Consider the following 18,201-nt stretch of genomic DNA (forward strand, 5'->3'; position numbering starts at 1 on the left):
AATAACAATCTTTTTCTGCCCATTTAACGACAAAAGATTGTATCTTTTAAGCCCCAAAAAAATCAAATATGAGGTGATATCATGAAAATTATCTCCAAAAGTGTTGCTGTCGTGCTTGTCTTGGCAAGTCTGGCCATGGGTCAGCTTTTTATTAATGAAATTGATTATGACCAGCCCAGCACAGATAATGCTGAATTTCTGGAAATTGCCGGTCCGGCTGGAATATATACAAATGTCACGGTCGAACTGGTGAATGGAAATACAACCCCGGGGTCCGTTTACCAAACTGTAGATATCCCGTCGCTGACCCTTGCAGATGAAACAGACGGTTATGGTTTTTTTGTAATTGGGGCAGCTACGGTTTCCAATGTAGACCTGACCCCGTCGGGATGGCCTGCAGAAAACATCATTCAAAATGGATCACCGGATGCCATTGTTTTAAAGATAAATGGAACGATTGTGAATGCCGTATCCTATGAAGGTTCCATGAATGATGAAGATGGAAATCCGATGGAAGTGGCTTCCGCTTCGGAGGATGTGTACGAAGGAAGCGAAGGAGAATCACTGAGCCGGCTTGGTCTTCAGGGAAGCCCCTGGCAGGTTGCGGCTATTACTCCCGGGGCTGCGAATGTGGATCAGATCTTTGAGGAAGTTAATTATGCCCCGGTTGCCATAGCCGGTGAGGATGTGGTCGTTCGCGTGAATGATGTCGTAACTCTGGACGGAAGTGCATCCTATGATCCGGACGGAACGATCAGTTCCTATTCCTGGACGCAACTTTCCGGAACGTCAGTCTCCCTGAATAATGCCAATGCTGCCGTTGCAACATTCACTGCGCCTGCCACAGCATCTGAGCTCACGTTCCGGCTTGAAATCACGGATGATGGCGGAATTACCGCCGATGATACTGTTGCTGTTTCGGTGGTGGATATCTCCGAATCATATATCATTATCAGCGAATATGTTGAGGGATCATCAAGCAACAAATATCTTGAAATTGCTAATATTGGTGAAGAAACTGTCGATTTGAACGCCGAAGGTTATACCATGGGTTTGGCATCAAACGGCAGTGGCGAGTTTTCAGTTGTTCTTGAAGATTGGGGACATTTAACCGTACTGAATCCTGGTGACGTGATTGTATTGGCTGCAGAAAAGCACACGCTGTATTCAACACCGGATACGGTTTTTGCCTATCCTTCGGTCGTCCATTATAACGGCAATGACGCTGTTGCTCTTTTTCATAAGGGTGTGATTGTGGATATCGTCGGAGAACCAGACAATTCTTCGGATATTATTAAAGATTTAACATTAAGACGCAAGAATTCCGTATCTGTCGGAAACCCTGTTTTTACCATGGAAGAATGGACACAATTAGGTCTGGATGATGTCAGCGGACTTGGCATGCACGGAGGTGCCGATGCGCCTTCCTTTGAAAATGCCGCCCGGACACCGGAATTTGTTACCTCTGCCAATGCCATTGAAGTATCCGTCGATATTATTCCCGGTGAAAATGCTCCGGCCATCACGGCCATGGATATTGAATATGGAACCGACGGAAGTTTTCTGAACACCGTGGGGACGGGCAATACATGGAATGATCATGACAATACCTGGATGGGCGAAATTCCCGCCCAGGCCGGGAATCAGAAGATTAATTACCGCTTTGTGGCCATTGATGGCGATGGCAATGAACATCGCTCCGGTGCTTATTACGTCCTCATTGCCTCCGCCACGCCCACACCGATCTCGGATATTCATGACAATATTGAAACCTGGGACGGACAGATTAAAACCATTCATGGCGTGATGACCATTGGATCCAATGTGATTCAGACGGACCGGACAAACGCCTATATCCAGGATACATCCGGGAACGGACTTAATTTATATGACCCCACGCTGTATCCCGATCTGGAACGTGGCGCCGAAGTGACGGCTGTGGGTGAAGTGGATCTCTATTATACAACCATTGAATTGAAAAATTTCAGTTATCAGATTACAGCCACAAGCCAGCCCCTCCCAGATCCGGCTGAAATTTCGGTTACGGAAGCAAATTCCGCAGAGTGGGAAGGCACCCTCATTAAAGTGCCAGGCGTTGTTAGCAGCATCAATTCCTATTCGAGTAATACAGCCGTGACGATCACCGATGGAACCGACAGCCTGGAAGTGGTTTTCTGGAATTCCACAGGAATTGATATTGCCGAACTCAATGTAGATCGGGAAGCCGTCTTTATGGGAGTCGGAAGTCAGTATGCCTCTAAATATCAGCTCATTGTGGGATATCAGGAAGATTTTGGCGTGGCTAACAGTGTGAGCGATCATCAGACAGGACTTCCCCAGACATTTGAATTATTCCAGCCCTATCCCAACCCCTTCAATGCCAGGGCTACCATTCAGTGGTCTCTGCCTGAAGCTGCTGACCTGACCGTGGACATTGTCAATCTGACCGGCCAGGTTGTAGAAACCCTGCACCAGGGTCATCTGAGCGCCGGTATGTATTCCTATACCTGGAATGCCGATGCCTTTGCCTCAGGGATCTATGTGGTCAGAATGCGGACTGCTGACAGGGTTTTTCATCGGAAACTTGTATTACTTAAATAAATGATTGGATACACTATGTTGACTTACCGTCGCGGCCGTTTGTGGCTTTTAACAGTAATGGTCATGTTGCCGGTCATGCTCTTGGGAGCACCGGATCACCTGTATATGTCAGAACTGGTGCTGTTTCCCAGCCAGGCGGAATATGTGGCCATTACAAACCCCACAAGCCAGTCTATCCAGTTGGGTGATTATTACCTGACGGATGCCACAGATACGGTCAATGGAAAATACTACTATAACCTGCCGTCCGGGGCAGACTTCTGGTCCGAATCCTCATCGGATTTTGTAGCCCGTTTTCCCGACACAACCCTGAGTCCGGGAGATGTACTCATTGTAGGCCTGGCAAGGCGTTCTGACTATCAGGCCGAGTACGGAAATCCTCCCCATCTGGCTCTGAAAAATAACCTCCTGTCGGCATCATCCACCGTTTCCACCATACCCACACGGCCTTACGGCTATATGGACGACTTCAAAGGCACCCTGGTTCTGTTTTATTGGGATGGATCATCCCCTACGGTTCAGGATGTGGACTATCTCCTGTACGGCGGATTGGATAAGGCTGTGGATAAAAGCGGTGTTTCCGGATATGCTTCTGATACACCCGTATCACAACAAACCTATGCAACCGTCCACGGTATGGATCAGAAAATGGTTCACAGCGATGAAGGCAGCGAACCGCCTTTCGGGGGAAACGGGATTACAGGACATGACGAAACGGGAGAACCCCTGAATATTACCTGGGATGTGGTGGATAAAACCGAATCCAAGCCGGATATCACCTCCGTGCAGGTCTTGCCGGCCAATCCCACGACAGAAGATACTCTTACATTTCAGGTGTCTGTAACGGATGAATCCGGAACTCTTGTTGTTTATCTGGTTACCCGCTTTGATGATGTTCGGAATGAACACACGATGAGTGAAGTAAGTACCGGAACTTATTCTTTTCAAATGCCCCCTCCGGAAAGTGCCGGACAGCTTTTGTACTATGCCAAAGCTGAAAACGGCTGGGGACTCATGGATTCATCCATTGTCCAAAGTGTGACAATCAGTGAACCGCCGGAAGTTTTGACTATCCGGGATGTGCGGGACAATTTTGATGCATACGATGGTGAAACGGTGACCCTGCGGGGTGTTATGACCATCGGGTCAGGTAAACTCCGAACAGACCGGTTGTCTGCCTATTTTCAGGATGAATCGGGCCGCGGTATTAACGTTTACAGCCCCTCCATGATTGACCTTCCCCGGGGAACCGATGTGGAAATCACCGGGACCCTGGAAGAATACCTCGGTGTGAAAGAGTTGGTGATCTCTTCCCATACTGTGATGGGTAAAGCACAAGTTCCCGAACCGCTGAAAATTTCCATTGAAGTGTTGAAACGGGATCCTGCCGAATATGAAGGGACTCTTATGGAATTGTCCGGACGAATCTCTTCAAGGAGTGATAATATCGGCGGCGGTTCCAACATTGATATTGATGACGGGACCGGTTCGGTGACTATTCGTATTTGGAATTCCACCAATATTCTGGTGAATGAATCCGGGAGTGTGATCAACGACGAGCTGGACAGTCTGCTTCAGTCCGGAAATATGATTTCAGTTAAAGCTGTTGGTGGAATCTACAATGAAAGCGCCCAGCTGCTGGCTGCCTATGCTGAAGATTTTGCTCCCTGGCAGGAAGGCACCGAATGGAATGCGGGGGTGTCCCTGGATATTGCCCCTTACCCCTTTGTGCCCCGGGCCGGCGAAACTCTTCAGTACACTTTCGGTTTTCCATCCGGCGTCAGACTCGTCCTAAGGGTCTATGATATGTCCGGCCGCCATGTGGCCACGCTCTTTGATGAATTTAAAGGACTCAGCCGGCAAATTACCAGAACCTGGGATGGCAGGGATGCTGCCGGAAGGCTCCTGACCCCCGGACAATATATCATGCACCTGGAAGGGACGGACAGGGAGACCGGAAAAGTCACTTACGACCTTGCACCTTTTGTAATTGCGGTAAGATTTTAAGAGAAAATTATGAAAAAAATGAAATACTTAAGCCTGTTACTTTTATTTCCCCTGTTGACAGGTATCGCCCATGGACAGGTTTTTACGGATTATTGGTACGGATCTGTAGCAGATGCCGGAATTGGCGGATCGGGTACGGCGGTTTCCTCCGGTATCTGGAGTGTGGATGTAAACCCCGCCGGCCTGTCCGATTGGAAACGACCGGGATTTGCCGTGGATTATTCCCAGCCCTTTTCACAGTCCTTTACGAAAAATACCCGGGCTGTCCTTGCCGCCGCTCTGCCAGGATCTCTGGGGTCAGTGGCGTTGTCTGGCTATGCCGGTCAGATGAGCTATTCGGGAAATAATCTCTCCTCGGAAATACGGGTGGCACTTTCCCATGCCTTTTATCTCCAGAAGGATCTTCGATCCTCCCTGGCTCTGGGATATAATATCAACTACCTTCAGATGGATTACGGATCTCAATCCGCCGGACAAGCCGGGGATGGCTCAGACGGTGTATCTCTTGGATCGGGGGCAACCTGGGGATTGGACGTAGGACTCAAGGCCAGTCTGCGCTCCCGGGCATGGGCCGGATTTTTTCTGAAAAATGTAAACGATCCCGCCCTTGGATCCTCCGGTACATCCCAGACGATTCCCTCCAAATTAGAAATCGGCATTGGATACCAGCCCTATTATGGCATGACCTCGACATGGTCGATTGAAAAAATTATGGGCCGGGATGAATTTCAGATCCATGCAGGACTCGAATATTATGTGCTGGAATGGCTGGTCCTCCGCACGGGAATTTCCCATGAACCCAGCCAGCTGGCCCTTGGAGCAGGAATCCATACGGATTGGGGACATGTGGATTATGCCCTGATTACTCATCCCGTATTACCTCTGACTCACATGTTTTCCCTCCATTTTCAGATGAAACAACAAGACCGGTAATGCTGATGAATGACACAGGTAAAATATGGCGTGCGGCAGCTATCCTCTTTCTGAGCCTGACCCTGCTTTTTGCTGAAAAACCGGATTTAAACACCCTTGACGCCAATGCCCTTTGCGAACTGGGACTCTCGAACGAGGCCGTCGAAGCTATTCTGAATTACAGGCTTTACCATGGCGGGTTTGAAAGTATCTATGAGCTGTCAACCCTGGAAGGGGTGAGCCACAAAGAATTTGTTCTGTTGAAAGAACACGTAGCCGTGTTCCCGATCCTCCTGACAGCGGAAGAACAGCGCATTGAGGATAATTACTATCAGCTTGAGCGGATGACCTTTTCTGAAGGATCATCAGAAGGACTGGTGGAAGAATGGATACGGCTGCTCAGTTCACCGGAAAATATCAACCGTATGGATTATTTTGATTTTATGAACCTGCCCGGCGTATCTCCTGTGGATGCTGTAGCCGTGGAAAGATTCATTGCCTCAGACCAAACCATTACATCCGCCAGGGATCTCCGGAGCATTGAAAGCCTGTCCTATTACGGGTACAGAAATATCGGCGATTATGTCCGCTTTACAGATGATGAGGACAAAGGATGGCACGGATATTACAATACCACAGTGAAAAACTCCCAACAAAACATTGTCCCCGATGAAGATGCCGAATCCCTTCAGATTTTCCAGTCAAAAACAACCCCCCTGGATATCTATCACAAACTTTTAGTAAATAAAGGAAACACATGGTCCGGTGGTGTATCCTATAGCCGTCCGCTGGGACAGAATGATGAATATTATCAGCTGGGATCTTTGGGCCGGATTCCCAGAGTGAAAGCATTTTTATCGTATGAACCGGTCCGGAGCGGAGATTTCCGCTTGAATAAGCTGATTGCCGGGAATTATGTGGCTGCTTTTGGCCAGGGGGTAATCATGGAATCAGTGGATTACTTTACCCCCCGTAAAAGCGGGTACGGATGGCGGAAAAGACTCTATGGTATTTCCGGTGATGTTTCCAAAAACACCTATGTTCCTCTTCGCGGGCTTACAGGGGAAATTCAATGGAAATCCCTTTATTTCACGCCATTTGTGAGTTTTGAATCCCGGGATGCCGTGTTGAATTCAGATGAATCGTTTTCCATGCTTATCCGCATGGAACCCCGGTATGAGTATGGTCTGAACGGTCAGCTTACAGAACCGTTGACACGGACGGTGGATGAACTTCTTTACGGCTCCAATTTCAGGTGGAGGATCAACACAAGCACACATATAGGTATTACAGCGTATGAAAGTCTCTATGACAGAGAAAAGGAATTTCAAATACAGTCAGTTGTGTCGCCTGAAAATTTAAGATATTATCTGAATCACATAGGTAATTCCGCCGACACGGAAATTGCATCCATTTACGAAAACAGCGGCGAATCGGCCCTCTGGAGCAAGGCAAAATCATACCGGCGGGTTCTGGGCGGAGATTTTTCCACAGTTTATAAAAACCTGGTACTCCAGGGTGAAATCGGAATTCTGGACCTGGACGGGGCTGTTTTTGATTTGAAGAAAGACCCCATGGCCTGGCTCGTGAATATGTACTGGCAGTTTGATAATTTTAACATTCTTCTTCTTTATCGCGATTATGATCTGGCTTACGACAATCCCTACCAACGCTCCTTTTCCAATTATCAGCGGTATAAAAGCACGATTTTTGAGGATGTTTTTTATTTAAAAGATCCTTCTCTGGGATTTCTCTACACTGGAGCGCCACAACCCCAGGCAGAGCGGGGTTTTTATTTCAACCTGCGATATCAGTTTCATCGTCAGTTTGTTACGACGGTTGAACATGATATTTGGACCCGTGTCGCGGATCAGTCCAAATATAACCGCCTGGTTTTTAATCTGGAATATCGTCCCGTGTTTAATTACCGTTTTCGCCTGCGGCAAAAGTGGCAAAGCCGCGGAGGACAGAATATTTTTTCACCGACAGGATATGAATCCACGGAAACCCGCCTGGAGGGAATCATGCGCATGTCCCGCCACAATGAACTCCGCCTTCTGCTGGCGACGGGATATACGGCTTTTAACCCCCGTCCCCGCCTGACTGCCAATACTGCCGGCGGAACTTCCATGGTGGGAAATGCCGGAAGTCCCAGTAAAGCGATTGCCGCACAGGTAAGGCACAATTTCAATGACCGTTTCAAAGTAATGGGACAAATGATGATCTATGAAGGATTTATCTGGAATTTTGAGGATACGGACTTCCGTGTTTTTAACACCGATTCGGAAGCATTTCACGGATGGATTGCTTTTTTCTCCAGATTGAGTCCAAATTTATCTGCCCGGTTTAAATACTCCTTTGACCGTCATGGTATGATGGATAGCTATGTTGGCGGGACTGTAACCACCGTGTCCGGTGACTATGAAATAACTGATATTACGGCACGGAATACTTATAATGATTTCAGAATCCAGCTGGATTACCGTTTTTAATGACGCCTTGAATGATCGGAGCCACACATGAAAAGAAAAGAAATACACAGGATGAAAAACATGAAAGTTCTGGCAGGCATACTGCTGATTGCTTCACTGGCCCATGGCCAGACATTTTATTCCAATATCCTCCTGAACAGCAATCCTTATCACAGTGCCCGGGCCAATGCTTTGGGAGGAGCAGCCCTTGCGGAATGGGGGCATCCATCGGCCGTAACATCCAACCCGGCCGTTGCTGCTAATATGCAGGGCCTTCGCCTTGTCTTGACAGGTAAAGGACTACATCTCCGGGAACGGCGGTCATTCCCTGTCCAGGATACTTTCGGTGATTTTTTAACAGATAACGATTATGTCCATAACCGCTACTGGATTTTCGATGCCGGCTTTTTAGCGGGATACGGCCGGAATACCTGGTCCGTTATGCTGGGATATACACCTGTCAACAATCTGAACTACACCTATGAAGAAGAAATTCGCACCGCCACATACGACTACAACCGGGATCCCCTGGTCGGCTATCATCAGGTTACTTTTTCCGGACAAATCAACGGTCTGAGTGTGGGAGGCGCCTGGTCTCCTTCCTCTCTGGACTGGCTTAACCTTGGTGCCGGTGTGACAAAACTTATGGGAAGCCGCATTGAACGAGGACTCGGAGTAACGGTCATTGACCGCCCTGACGACCGTCTGGCATCGGATACTACCACGTACTCCCTGTTTGACACCGATTTGCAAGGGGGCATGGATGTCCGGATGGGACTGGTTCTTAATCTGACAAAACGTCACACAATCCACCTGGCCTATACCCTGGCCGGAGAGATTGAATTTGAAAATCCGGGCGTGGTGGCTTATATGGACAGTTCTCTCGTGATGCCTGCCTATACCGTGGACCGGTCTATTGTAAAACAAACGGTCCAACGGCCCAATACCCTGTCAATGGGACTGCGATATATCCCGGAAAATATTTTAAAAACTGAACTTTTTGCCCAGGCTGACCTGACCCTGTGGGGCGGACTTGAAAATGAATACCGGGGTGCCGATACGACAACTTTTTCACCGGATTGGGATAATTGCTGGGCATTTCGAATCGGTGCCGAGCATGTGTTTTCTTCCGGAATTCCTATGCGGGCAGGATTTTCCTATACAGAAAGTCCCGTCCGAAACGAATTGAACCGAAGTGATATCTATTTCGGGACCGGTTATCAAATTGAAAATTTAATCCTGGATCTGAATGTTTCCTGGTATGAATCCATTTATCATTATAACGACATGTTCCCCATTGAAGGGGAAGTCAGGGTTTCCCGGGACAAGGTTCGGGAAGCCGGCGTGCGGGTCATGGCAACATTGACATATTCCCTGTAAAAACAACGGGAAAGACTTATGCGACATTTGACATACATCTTATTATTCGTTCTGTTCACGGTTTCCGGATTGTTGGGAAGCCGGGAGTATCCTGAAGAGGAATATCAGAAGATTATAATTATTTTTACCAATGATATTCATGGGGGTGTGGACCGGATGGAAGCCCGGTTTATGAATCCCGAATTTCCACCGTTGATTGGCGGGGGTGCGGCAGTGGTTCATTACATTGATGCTGTCCGCGAAAAAGCTGAAAAAGAAAAAGCCCCGGTGCTGGTGGTGGATGCCGGTGATTTTTTCTCGGGCCGGCCTATTGGATCCCGAACAGAAGGAGAAGCGGTCATTAAGTATATGAATATGGCCAGATATGATGCCATGACGTTGGGCAATCATGATTTCGATCTGGGGCTGGATGTGCTTAAGGCCCGGGCCGCCCAGGCAAATTTTCCCTTCCTCGCTGCCAATATTATTCAGGATTCCACAGGACAGATTCCTGAATATGTGGAGCCCTACGTTATGATAGATGCTGCCGGAATTCAAATTGCCATCCTGGGGATTTCCACGACAGTCACTCCGGATTTAAGCTTTCCGGAACATGTGGCAGGACTCACCTTTCTGCCTGAAATTGAAACAGCCCAAAAGTGGGTACCCCGTTTAAAAGAGATGGGTGCCGACATTATCATTGTTGAAACCCATGCCTGGACACCCTACGACCGGAAAGCCGCCTATCAGGAACTTCTGGAAAACATGAGGCAAAAGGCAATTCGACCGGATAAACACGGTCCCAATGCCCTGGAAATCGCAGCCATGACACCGGGTATCGATATTATATTTTCCGGTCATGTGCACAAGGGATTTTACAAACCTTATGTGGATCCCGTCAATCATACCCTGATTTTTCAAAATTATGCCAACGGGACTAATGTGGGACATGTGAACATCTATATCCACAAAGAAACCAAAAAACTGGCCGGATATGATTTTGCCGTAGATAACAGCGCATTGATAACAATGGTAGAAGATGAATTCTGGCTGGATAAAAAGGCGGATTCTATTCTGTCTGCCGAAAAGGCCAAGGCCGAAGAAGGCTTTCATGATGTCCTGGCAGTACTGCCGAAACCTTTTCGAAGAAGCTCCGAAGGACAATCCCTGTTAGGAAATATGATCTGTGATGCTATGACCACCGTTGCCGGGGCGGATGTGGCATTTTCAAACTTCGGCGGGATACGCGCTGATTTAAATGCCGGGCCTCTTACACCAGCTGATCTTTTTAATGTGCTTCCCTTTGGGAATAATATTACCGTATTCCAGGTCTCCGGCTCCTTTATTGACAAGCTGATAGAAGACAGAGTTACAGGCAATTCGCGGGGAATGCAGGTGAGCGGCCTTAAAGTGACGGTGGACCGGCGCAAACCCAATGGCGACCGGGTTACCATTCATTCCATTCAGGGCAAACCCTTTGATCCGGACGCGATGTATAAACTGGCTATATCCGACTACCTGGCTGAAGGAAATTCAGGCTATGGACGAGTGACAGAAATACCGGATGATCAACGTCTTGACACGGGTATCATGATTCGTCAGGCGCTCCAGGAATATATTACGGATTATAAGGGGTTGGAAAAAACCTCGGTGGATGACCGCTGGGAAGAATTTGAATAAAAGACTTAATACGACATCATAAGCTTTTAAGGATTACTTTGATTCAGAATTTTCTTTAGTTGCCGCAAGGCCAGCCTGGGGTTGTTTATCACGTTGGGACCGGCGATGCATCCACCCTGGCAGGACATGACTTCTACAAAATTACCGGGACACTGTTTAGGATAACGCCGGATTTCCCGGAGGCTTTGCTTATCCAGGCCATCGATTTGGACTGTTTTCATGGTATGATTTGTCACGTTTTTCCGGACAGCTTCAGTTACACCGCCTGTGACGGCAAACCCCCGGCCAGCCGGTGACACATCTTCCAAAACGGCCTCATCCATTTTTTGAACATCAATTTTCAGGGCGACGAAGAGAGCTCCCAACTCTTCAATCGATAAAACCAGGTCAACAGTGTCATCTTTCCATGCTTCATGCCGTTTGGAAACACAGGGGCCGATGAAAACAGTAACAGCTTCGGGATCATTCTTGCGAACCCTTTCCCCTGTATAATGCAGAGGTGTGGCGGTTTTGGAAACGTACGGTTTCAAATCCGGAAGGTGCTTGTTCACCGTTTCCACCCAGGCCGGACAACAGGAAGTTGTCATGAATGTATCCTCCTGAGCCATTCTGGACTCCCATTCATGTGCTTCATGGTTTGCTGTTTCCATGGCCCCGCCGGCGACTTCCGTTACATCATCAAATCCCAGTTTTTTCAACGCAGTTACCACCCGTCCTAAAGATGCTGAAAATTGACCTACGAGAGACGGTGCGATCATGGCAACACACCGGCGATTACTCTCCAGTGCTTTCAGGACATCCATCAACTGGCTTCTTTCCATGATAGCACCAAAAGGACAAGCCCGCATACATTTTCCGCAATAGGTGCATTTATCGTAGTCTATCTCTTCTTTTCCCGAATCATCCTTACGGATGGCATCTACGGGACAGGCTTCTTCGCAGGGTACAGGCATATAAATGATAGCGTGATAGGGACACTCTTTCTGACATATTCCGCAGTTGATGCACTTGTCATGCATAATGTGAGCCCTGCCATTCACAAATTCAATGGCTTCTTTCGGACAATTCAGCATACAAGGTCGGGCAACGCATCCCTGACAGGCATCTGTTACAACATAGTTAACCCGTACACAGGCGCTGCAAGCTTCGCCAATGACCGTAAGAAACGGATTTTGGGGCTTCTCTCTGTTCAGCGCATCTTTTGCGTAATCTTTCAGGGATTTGAGTTCATCCGTTTCGTCTTCAACACGGTGTCCCATTAAGGCCATTAACCGGTAACGAATCATTGCACGGTCTTTGTATATACAGCACCGGACGGATGTCCCTCCCCTGGGGAATAGCTCAAGCGGGATTCTTTCAAGGTTATCCAGTTTTTTTGAGACAAAAAGGGTGGATAACCGGGTAATCAGTTCCCTGCGGATGAGCGTTGCATTGTTGACATAATTCATCTGAGCCCCCTTATTTCTGAAGTATAAGAGATTCTATTTTCCGGATTATCCGGGAGATGGTTGCGTTTTCCATAATTTCGCCATCGATGCGGACAAACGGAGCCTTGCCCCGGGAGCGGTTTTCACAGTATTCCAGGCAGTTGCAACCTGTGATTATGACGTTTTCCCGGAAATCTTCCGGAAGATAATCCTCCAGAAGCATCAGATCTGATCCCCCCATGACAAAACAATGGGTTCCCGTGCAGATTTCAACGGTAATTTTTTCTTTCATTCCTTACCTCTATATAAATGTTATGGTCACTTCCTTTAAATATTTTGTCTCCAAAAGCCGGGTAATCTGTTTAACAAGGTTTCGCCTGATTTCCAATTCCACCGGGACATTGGGGTCCTGGTGAGCTTCATTGATTTTGGTTCCCACAAGAAAACTGATTTTATCCGAATTCAGAAAATGATGTATCAGCCGACCGGCTCCGTTGGAGGGCAGGTTATCCGGATTACAGCCGTTTTCCAGGATTTGTAAAACTTTACCCAGCGTTATGGATCCTTCAGTCACCAGATCCGCCCCTTCCATTGTGGATGTGGCAGGAATTTCCGGATCAAAATCTTTCAGATTCACCGTCAGCTTCCGGCCTGTTTCCCGGGCGATGATGTTTGCCGTTGTTCCTCCGCAAATAATACGCGTTCCCGGAAATGTATTGAAAAGATCTGCCATGCGGGAATCGTTCTTTTTGTCAATCGGCGGACCTGTGATTAAAAGCAGCTCTCTGGGATGACGTAAGGTCATGACTCCGCATGTCATGTCGTCATAGGGAGTTTTATGGTCATAAGCCAGAGCTTTATCCGTGATGATTCTGGCTAAAGTACGGGCATTGATTCCCGGCTGCTGTTTTAAGAGCTGACAGGCAAAATCGCTTAGTGCCTTCTCGCCCCACCCAAAGGGAAACTGTTTTGTGCCGATACCGCTTTGTGTTATCCCGTCTGAAAGCAGGATAATTCTGTCTCCAAGCTCACCGTTGAACGCAGAGTAGTATAAGGTGTCGTGTATGCGATCCATACGCGTCAGGGACATTTCCTGCCGTTCTAAGGGCAGGGGCCGACCGTCCCGGATGACAATTGTCGGCGGGTTACCGTATTCCACCAGATAAACCCTGTTGTTATGGTCGATTTCGGCAATGGTAAACGTGGCATAGCTTATTTTTCTCTGACTGCAGACCGGCAGGGTGCGGATAATGGCCCGGGCAGTCTCTTTCAAATCATAATGGTATGAAATATAATTTAAGGCCATGGTTGCCGTCATGGTGGACAATACATTGGCTTTCACACCGCTTCCCAACCCGTCGGAGAGGACAGATATAACCCGTTTCTCTTCTTTCAGCTTTCTTGAAAGAAAAGTATCTCCACAAACCAGTTGCCCCCGTTTGTGATATTGATGATGCTCCGTTTCAACGAAAATTTTATGTTTTTTCATGCTTATTCTTGTCAGGTATATCCGATGCAAAGGATTTGACAATGGAATCCAGTACAACCTGTGTTTCGGACGCATTTTCACCCAGGAGATAAGCGATTTTTTGCACTGTCTCCAGATTTTTTTCTATCACGTTCCTTGTTTTCCGGATAATATGTTCCTTTTGCATGGCCGGTGTGGTGATATCCTGAAAAACACCACCCACGATACGGTGTTTTTCGATGGTGAAGACAGATCCGTGAAGAATACGTTTATCATAGCGGATATCCTTATTCAGAATATCTTCACCATCTTCCAGAACTGTTCTGAAAAGATGGGCGAAAGGAATCACTTTTTCAAGCAATGCGCCTTCCATTCCCGGCCGTGCTTCGAAAACTTTCACACTGTCTTTCCCGATGAGCCGTGCAAAATTCCTGTTACATTCAACAATTTTTAATTCATCGTTGACAATCACAACACCCGAAGGAATAGAACGTAAAAGAGCATTGGCCTTTTTCTGGGCAAGTTTACGCATATAAGTCACGCACATTTCCCGTTCGGCCCTCCCGTTCAGTAATTGAATGGCGAAGTCTCGACAGCTATTGTATCCGCATCCGCCACAATTTAATTCATCTGAGGGGGTATATTTGCCTACCAGGTGTAAGGCGCGGGTGATGTCCGAATCAGAATATTCGGGCATGTGAACCGCTGTCTGTGAAAAAGTTTCTTCAATTTCTCTTCGGGGCGGCCGGGGAAGCTCTTCAGCAGGATATGCTGCCTGATTCAAAACAGCATACCTTTTAATGACCGTACTGCCGTTGTTCAGACGGGCAGGACCGTTAATACATCCCCCTTTGCATGTAAGCAATTCAATGAAGACAGGGCGGTCCGGCCGGAATTGTTCTAACCCGTTCAGAGCCATCTGTATATTTTCTACACCGGAAAAGGACATGAATGCAGGATCATGAAGTGAACATTCAGAACGCACGCCGGAAATCATCCCCCCTTCAACAGGGTACATAGCCCCTTCTCGCGCTGTTTCGGGGACAAATTTTTCTTCCGGTAATACAGGTTCTGATGCCGGATCAATTCCTTCCTGCTTAAACCAATCCAGGAGATTTTTAAAGGTAATAGCAGCATTGACCCGGTCAGGATGTCTGTCTGATTCATCCTTTTTTGCAATGCAGGGACCAATAAACACGACAGCGATGTCAGACCCGTACATTTCTTTCAGAATGCCGGCATGGACCTGCATGGGTGATTGAAAGGATGTGACGGCCTCATGAAAAGCAGGGTAATGTTTTCGGATCAGCTCCACGGCGGATGGGCAGGCGGAAGACAGATAATATCCCGGTGTGGCATGGTCCAGCGTCCGGGCAATATGGGCAGATACTTCCTGAGCCCCCAGGGCGGTTTCTGAAACTTCAGAAAAGCCCAGACGCTTCAGGGCGCGAATCAGCTGAGATCTGTGGAGTCCCGGAAACTCGCTGATATAAGAGGGCGCCAGAGAAACAAATACTTTTTCTTTCAACCGGATCAAATTTTTTACCCGTTCAATGTCGTTTCGGATCTTTTTTGCTCCGGACGGGCACACTTCCACGCAATGCCCGCAGAGAATGCAATCCCCGGAAATCACGGATGCTTTCCCTTCTTCAATTCGGATTGCCTTTACCGGACAGTGGCGAACACATTTATAACAGTCCTGACAATCGGTAACACCGGTATAAATCGGATAGGAAGCATTCATTTGTTTCCTCCTTCCAATACGTGGAGGATTAAATCTTTAACAGAATCCGGATGAACTTCCGGATATTCCCGTCCGTTAATGTTGATGACCGGTCCCTTTGAACAGGAACCACTGCATAAGCGGCCTTCGATTGTAATCCAGTCCTCAAGGCCCTGCTCGCGGATGAATTCCCGGAGAATCTGCAGATTGTATCGATTCCCCCGGCTAAAACAGGAACTGCCCATGCAGATTTCAAGATGCAGGGGCTGACGCTTTCTTTCCATTGTTCTCCCTGTTTTTGGTATAAAAAATAACGGTTTCCAGTTCAGATTCCAGGTCCACCTGATTGACAAATGCATCTTCAGGTACCCGCAAGGGTATGGAGGAAAAGGACATGAAGCCGCGGATCCCCAGTTGGTACAGATGATCAAAAACATCCTGTGCCACCGTATCGGGAACAGCCAAAATAGCATGGCGGATTCCGTTCTTAGGAATATATTCATCCATTTTTTTCGGAGGATATACCGGAACAGCCGTGTTTGAGATCGGGGTTTCGGCCAGGGGATCAAAGGCTGCGGCGATGCGTATCTTCCCTTTTTGAAAACCAGGATGCAATGAAAGGGCTTTGCCAAGGTTTCCATATCCGGCCAGTATCACGGGAACCGTCTGATCAAGGCCGAGAATTTCTCTTATCTTTTCAATCAGATCATGAATACGGTATCCTCCCCGTTTTTGTCCCCGGATTCCGAAAATGGAAAAGTCCTTCCGGACCTGGGCCGGCGTGGATCCGATGGCTTCTGCCAGTGTGTCAGCATGGACCCGGGCAATACCGATTGCATGCATCCGAACCAGGACCGATTTGTAACGGGACAGGCGGGTGATGTGATTTTGTACGTTCATTGACACTCCTTTTCTCACAAAAGTATACAAAAATAAAAAACAAAAACCCATAATATTGTGAAATTATTCACATTAAAATTTAGAACATTCACATTATTCCTGTTTCCATTTAACAGGTTAATACAAAAGGATTGATTTTTTAGAAAAACAGGGAAAAGGAGTATGGATTATTCTAATTTACGGAATGACCGGTATTGCGTATGGAACGCTCATTGTGTTTGCCCTGAAAGGGGAACTGCATTCTGTGTTTCAAAAGATTGATTTGAAAGCCCGTTATTCCCTGAGCAAAAGAAAGCACTTATACCATGCTGAATGGCAAGATATTCCATTTTATTTGTTACAGACAGGGGTTGGCTCTGGTGCGGTCCGGGATGCTTTAGATGCTCTTCCCTCTGATATGGAGATTTCACGGATTGTAAATGCCGGGACCTGTGGTTCTCTGAGGGATGACCTGTCGCCGGGGGATATTGTTGTGCCGGAAAAGGTTATTGCCGAATGGGATCATACGATTCAAAAACCCGGAAAAACACCCTCAGACATTCAGACTGTAAAAACCTGTATAACAGTTGGTTGCAGCCAAAATACAGTTGAATTCAGAGAAAGGTTGAAAAATCAATTCAAAGCGGATATTGTGGATATGGAAGCCTGGGCCGTGATGGACTGGGCATGCAGACATGGAATTCCTGCCTATGTGCTCAAATGTGTCAGCGATCAGGTTGGTCCTCAATCATCTGTTGAATTGAAACAACACCTGTCTGACTGCTCGCAGACATTAGCCGAAGCCCTTTTATCATGAAACCTGCAATGCGTATTTCTGTCATTATTCCCGTATATAATCGCGAACACACCATCCGGCGGGCCGTAGACAGCGTGTTGAAGCAGAGCCGGCCGGCAGATGAAATTCTTGTTGTTGATGACGGCTCAACGGACGGAACACCTTCTGTATTAGCGGATTATGGAGATAAAATTTGTGTAGTACATCAGGAGAACAAGGGAGTTTCGGCCGCACGAAACCTGGGAATCCGGGCTTCATCCGGAAACTGGATTGCCCTTTTGGATAGTGATGATGAATGGCTCCGGGACAAACTGGCCCTGCAGGAATCCTGGTTAAAGGCAAACTCCTCTTTCCGGATCTGTCAGACACAGGAAATCTGGATTCGCCGGGGGAGGCGGGTAAATCCCATGAAAAAACACACGAAAGTTCACGGAGATATTTTCCTGCCCAGCCTGAAACGTTGTCTTGTGAGTCCTTCGGCCGTACTTTTTGAGCGGCGGCTTTTCGAGGAGACCGGCGGCTTTGATGAGTCTCTTCCGGTCTGTGAGGATTACGATTTGTGGCTTCGGATTTCCCTCCGTGAACCGGTAGGTCTTCTGCCCGAAGCGGGCATTATAAAATATGGAGGACACAAGGATCAGCTTTCCCGGTCCTTGTGGGGAATGGATCGTTTCCGCGTGAAGGCTCTGGAAAAATTGTTGAAAGACAATCCGGAACTTTCCAGGGATAAAAAAGTGGCCGTACTGCAAGAACTGATCCACAAACTGACGGTTTTATATCAGGGGGCTCTGAAACGGAAAGTTAACGGGAATACGTGGGAAAAAAAGCTGGAAAGATATAACTTTATGCTTCAACAATTGTGAAACAATCGTCAGAGG

The 18,201-nt window shown here is 47.6% G+C and carries 14 protein-coding genes; 8 read left to right on the top strand and 6 right to left on the bottom strand.

The window, feature by feature from the left end; all coding sequences use genetic code 11:
- Positions 1 to 81: 81 nt before the first annotated feature.
- From J7K63_05805 to J7K63_05830, 6 genes are read left to right on the top strand one after another with little or no spacing between them, the layout of a single operon-like run.
- Complete coding sequence (locus J7K63_05805; protein MCD6234532.1) at positions 82 to 2,601, top strand: lamin tail domain-containing protein; 2,520 nt, start codon at positions 82 to 84, stop codon at positions 2,599 to 2,601.
- A gap of 15 nt (positions 2,602 to 2,616) precedes the next feature.
- Entirely contained in the window at positions 2,617 to 4,608 is a 1,992-nt protein-coding gene (locus J7K63_05810) for a hypothetical protein (protein MCD6234533.1), read from the top strand.
- Positions 4,609 to 4,617: 9 nt separating this feature from the next.
- Positions 4,618 to 5,541 carry a hypothetical protein gene (locus J7K63_05815; protein ID MCD6234534.1) on the top strand — a complete coding sequence of 308 codons (924 nt, stop codon included), beginning with the start codon at positions 4,618 to 4,620 and terminating at the stop codon, positions 5,539 to 5,541.
- A gap of 5 nt (positions 5,542 to 5,546) precedes the next feature.
- Positions 5,547 to 8,012, top strand: coding sequence for a helix-hairpin-helix domain-containing protein (locus J7K63_05820; protein ID MCD6234535.1), 2,466 nt, complete (start codon positions 5,547 to 5,549; stop codon positions 8,010 to 8,012).
- Positions 8,013 to 8,039: 27 nt separating this feature from the next.
- Complete coding sequence (locus J7K63_05825; protein MCD6234536.1) at positions 8,040 to 9,371, top strand: outer membrane protein transport protein; 1,332 nt, start codon at positions 8,040 to 8,042, stop codon at positions 9,369 to 9,371.
- 18 nt (positions 9,372 to 9,389) lie between these two features.
- Positions 9,390 to 11,030, top strand: a complete 1,641-nt coding sequence (locus J7K63_05830; GenBank protein MCD6234537.1) for a bifunctional metallophosphatase/5'-nucleotidase — start codon at positions 9,390 to 9,392, stop codon at positions 11,028 to 11,030.
- Between the two features lie 26 nt (positions 11,031 to 11,056).
- Here the strand turns inward: J7K63_05830 and J7K63_05835 are convergent, their stop codons facing one another.
- From J7K63_05835 to J7K63_05860, 6 genes are read right to left on the bottom strand one after another with little or no spacing between them, the layout of a single operon-like run.
- Positions 11,057 to 12,478 carry a 4Fe-4S dicluster domain-containing protein gene (locus J7K63_05835; protein ID MCD6234538.1) on the bottom strand — a complete coding sequence of 474 codons (1,422 nt, stop codon included), beginning with the start codon at positions 12,476 to 12,478 and terminating at the stop codon, positions 11,057 to 11,059.
- 10 nt (positions 12,479 to 12,488) lie between these two features.
- Positions 12,489 to 12,749 carry a hypothetical protein gene (locus J7K63_05840; protein ID MCD6234539.1) on the bottom strand — a complete coding sequence of 87 codons (261 nt, stop codon included), beginning with the start codon at positions 12,747 to 12,749 and terminating at the stop codon, positions 12,489 to 12,491.
- A gap of 9 nt (positions 12,750 to 12,758) precedes the next feature.
- Positions 12,759 to 13,946 (bottom strand): SpoIIE family protein phosphatase, encoded by a 1,188-nt coding sequence (locus J7K63_05845; protein MCD6234540.1) that lies wholly within the window; start codon positions 13,944 to 13,946, stop codon positions 12,759 to 12,761.
- Complete coding sequence (locus tag J7K63_05850; protein MCD6234541.1) at positions 13,933 to 15,669, bottom strand: 4Fe-4S binding protein; 1,737 nt, start codon at positions 15,667 to 15,669, stop codon at positions 13,933 to 13,935. Before J7K63_05850 ends, J7K63_05845 begins: the two co-directional genes overlap by 14 nt.
- On the bottom strand, positions 15,666 to 15,932 hold the full coding sequence (locus J7K63_05855) for a (2Fe-2S) ferredoxin domain-containing protein (GenBank protein MCD6234542.1): 267 nt from the start codon (positions 15,930 to 15,932) through the stop codon (positions 15,666 to 15,668). Before J7K63_05855 ends, J7K63_05850 begins: the two co-directional genes overlap by 4 nt.
- Positions 15,901 to 16,548, bottom strand: coding sequence for a redox-sensing transcriptional repressor Rex (locus J7K63_05860; protein MCD6234543.1), 648 nt, complete (start codon positions 16,546 to 16,548; stop codon positions 15,901 to 15,903). The genes J7K63_05855 and J7K63_05860 overlap by 32 nt, the downstream gene beginning before the upstream one ends.
- 184 nt (positions 16,549 to 16,732) lie before the next feature.
- On the opposite strand from J7K63_05860, the gene J7K63_05865 reads away from it, so the two are divergent.
- Both J7K63_05865 and J7K63_05870 read left to right on the top strand, forming a co-directional pair.
- The gene (locus J7K63_05865) at positions 16,733 to 17,344 is read left to right on the top strand and encodes a hypothetical protein (protein ID MCD6234544.1); all 612 of its coding nucleotides are present in this window, start codon (positions 16,733 to 16,735) and stop codon (positions 17,342 to 17,344) included.
- On the top strand, positions 17,341 to 18,186 hold the full coding sequence (locus J7K63_05870) for a glycosyltransferase (protein ID MCD6234545.1): 846 nt from the start codon (positions 17,341 to 17,343) through the stop codon (positions 18,184 to 18,186). Before J7K63_05865 ends, J7K63_05870 begins: the two co-directional genes overlap by 4 nt.
- Positions 18,187 to 18,201: the final 15 nt, after the last annotated feature.

This window comes from Candidatus Neomarinimicrobiota bacterium, from assembly GCA_021157965.1.
Taxonomy (GTDB): Bacteria; Fidelibacterota; Fidelibacteria; order Fidelibacterales; family Fidelibacteraceae; genus Fidelibacter.

Excerpts from the sequence above, each read along its gene's own strand:
- J7K63_05830 (MCD6234537.1), top strand. The coding sequence starts at position 9,390 with ATGCGACATTTGACATACATCTTATTATTCGTTCTGTTCACGGTTTCC.
- J7K63_05805 (MCD6234532.1), top strand. The coding sequence starts at position 82 with ATGAAAATTATCTCCAAAAGTGTTGCTGTCGTGCTTGTCTTGGCAAGT.
- J7K63_05840 (MCD6234539.1), bottom strand. The coding sequence starts at position 12,749 with ATGAAAGAAAAAATTACCGTTGAAATCTGCACGGGAACCCATTGTTTT.
- J7K63_05855 (MCD6234542.1), bottom strand. The coding sequence starts at position 15,932 with ATGGAAAGAAAGCGTCAGCCCCTGCATCTTGAAATCTGCATGGGCAGT.
- J7K63_05845 (MCD6234540.1), bottom strand. The coding sequence starts at position 13,946 with ATGAAAAAACATAAAATTTTCGTTGAAACGGAGCATCATCAATATCAC.
- J7K63_05870 (MCD6234545.1), top strand. The coding sequence starts at position 17,341 with ATGAAACCTGCAATGCGTATTTCTGTCATTATTCCCGTATATAATCGC.
- J7K63_05865 (MCD6234544.1), top strand. The coding sequence starts at position 16,733 with ATGACCGGTATTGCGTATGGAACGCTCATTGTGTTTGCCCTGAAAGGG.
- J7K63_05850 (MCD6234541.1), bottom strand. The coding sequence starts at position 15,669 with ATGAATGCTTCCTATCCGATTTATACCGGTGTTACCGATTGTCAGGAC.
- J7K63_05835 (MCD6234538.1), bottom strand. The coding sequence starts at position 12,478 with ATGAATTATGTCAACAATGCAACGCTCATCCGCAGGGAACTGATTACC.
- J7K63_05825 (MCD6234536.1), top strand. The coding sequence starts at position 8,040 with ATGAAAAGAAAAGAAATACACAGGATGAAAAACATGAAAGTTCTGGCA.
- J7K63_05815 (MCD6234534.1), top strand. The coding sequence starts at position 4,618 with ATGAAAAAAATGAAATACTTAAGCCTGTTACTTTTATTTCCCCTGTTG.
- J7K63_05860 (MCD6234543.1), bottom strand. The coding sequence starts at position 16,548 with ATGAACGTACAAAATCACATCACCCGCCTGTCCCGTTACAAATCGGTC.
- J7K63_05810 (MCD6234533.1), top strand. The coding sequence starts at position 2,617 with ATGTTGACTTACCGTCGCGGCCGTTTGTGGCTTTTAACAGTAATGGTC.
- J7K63_05820 (MCD6234535.1), top strand. The coding sequence starts at position 5,547 with ATGAATGACACAGGTAAAATATGGCGTGCGGCAGCTATCCTCTTTCTG.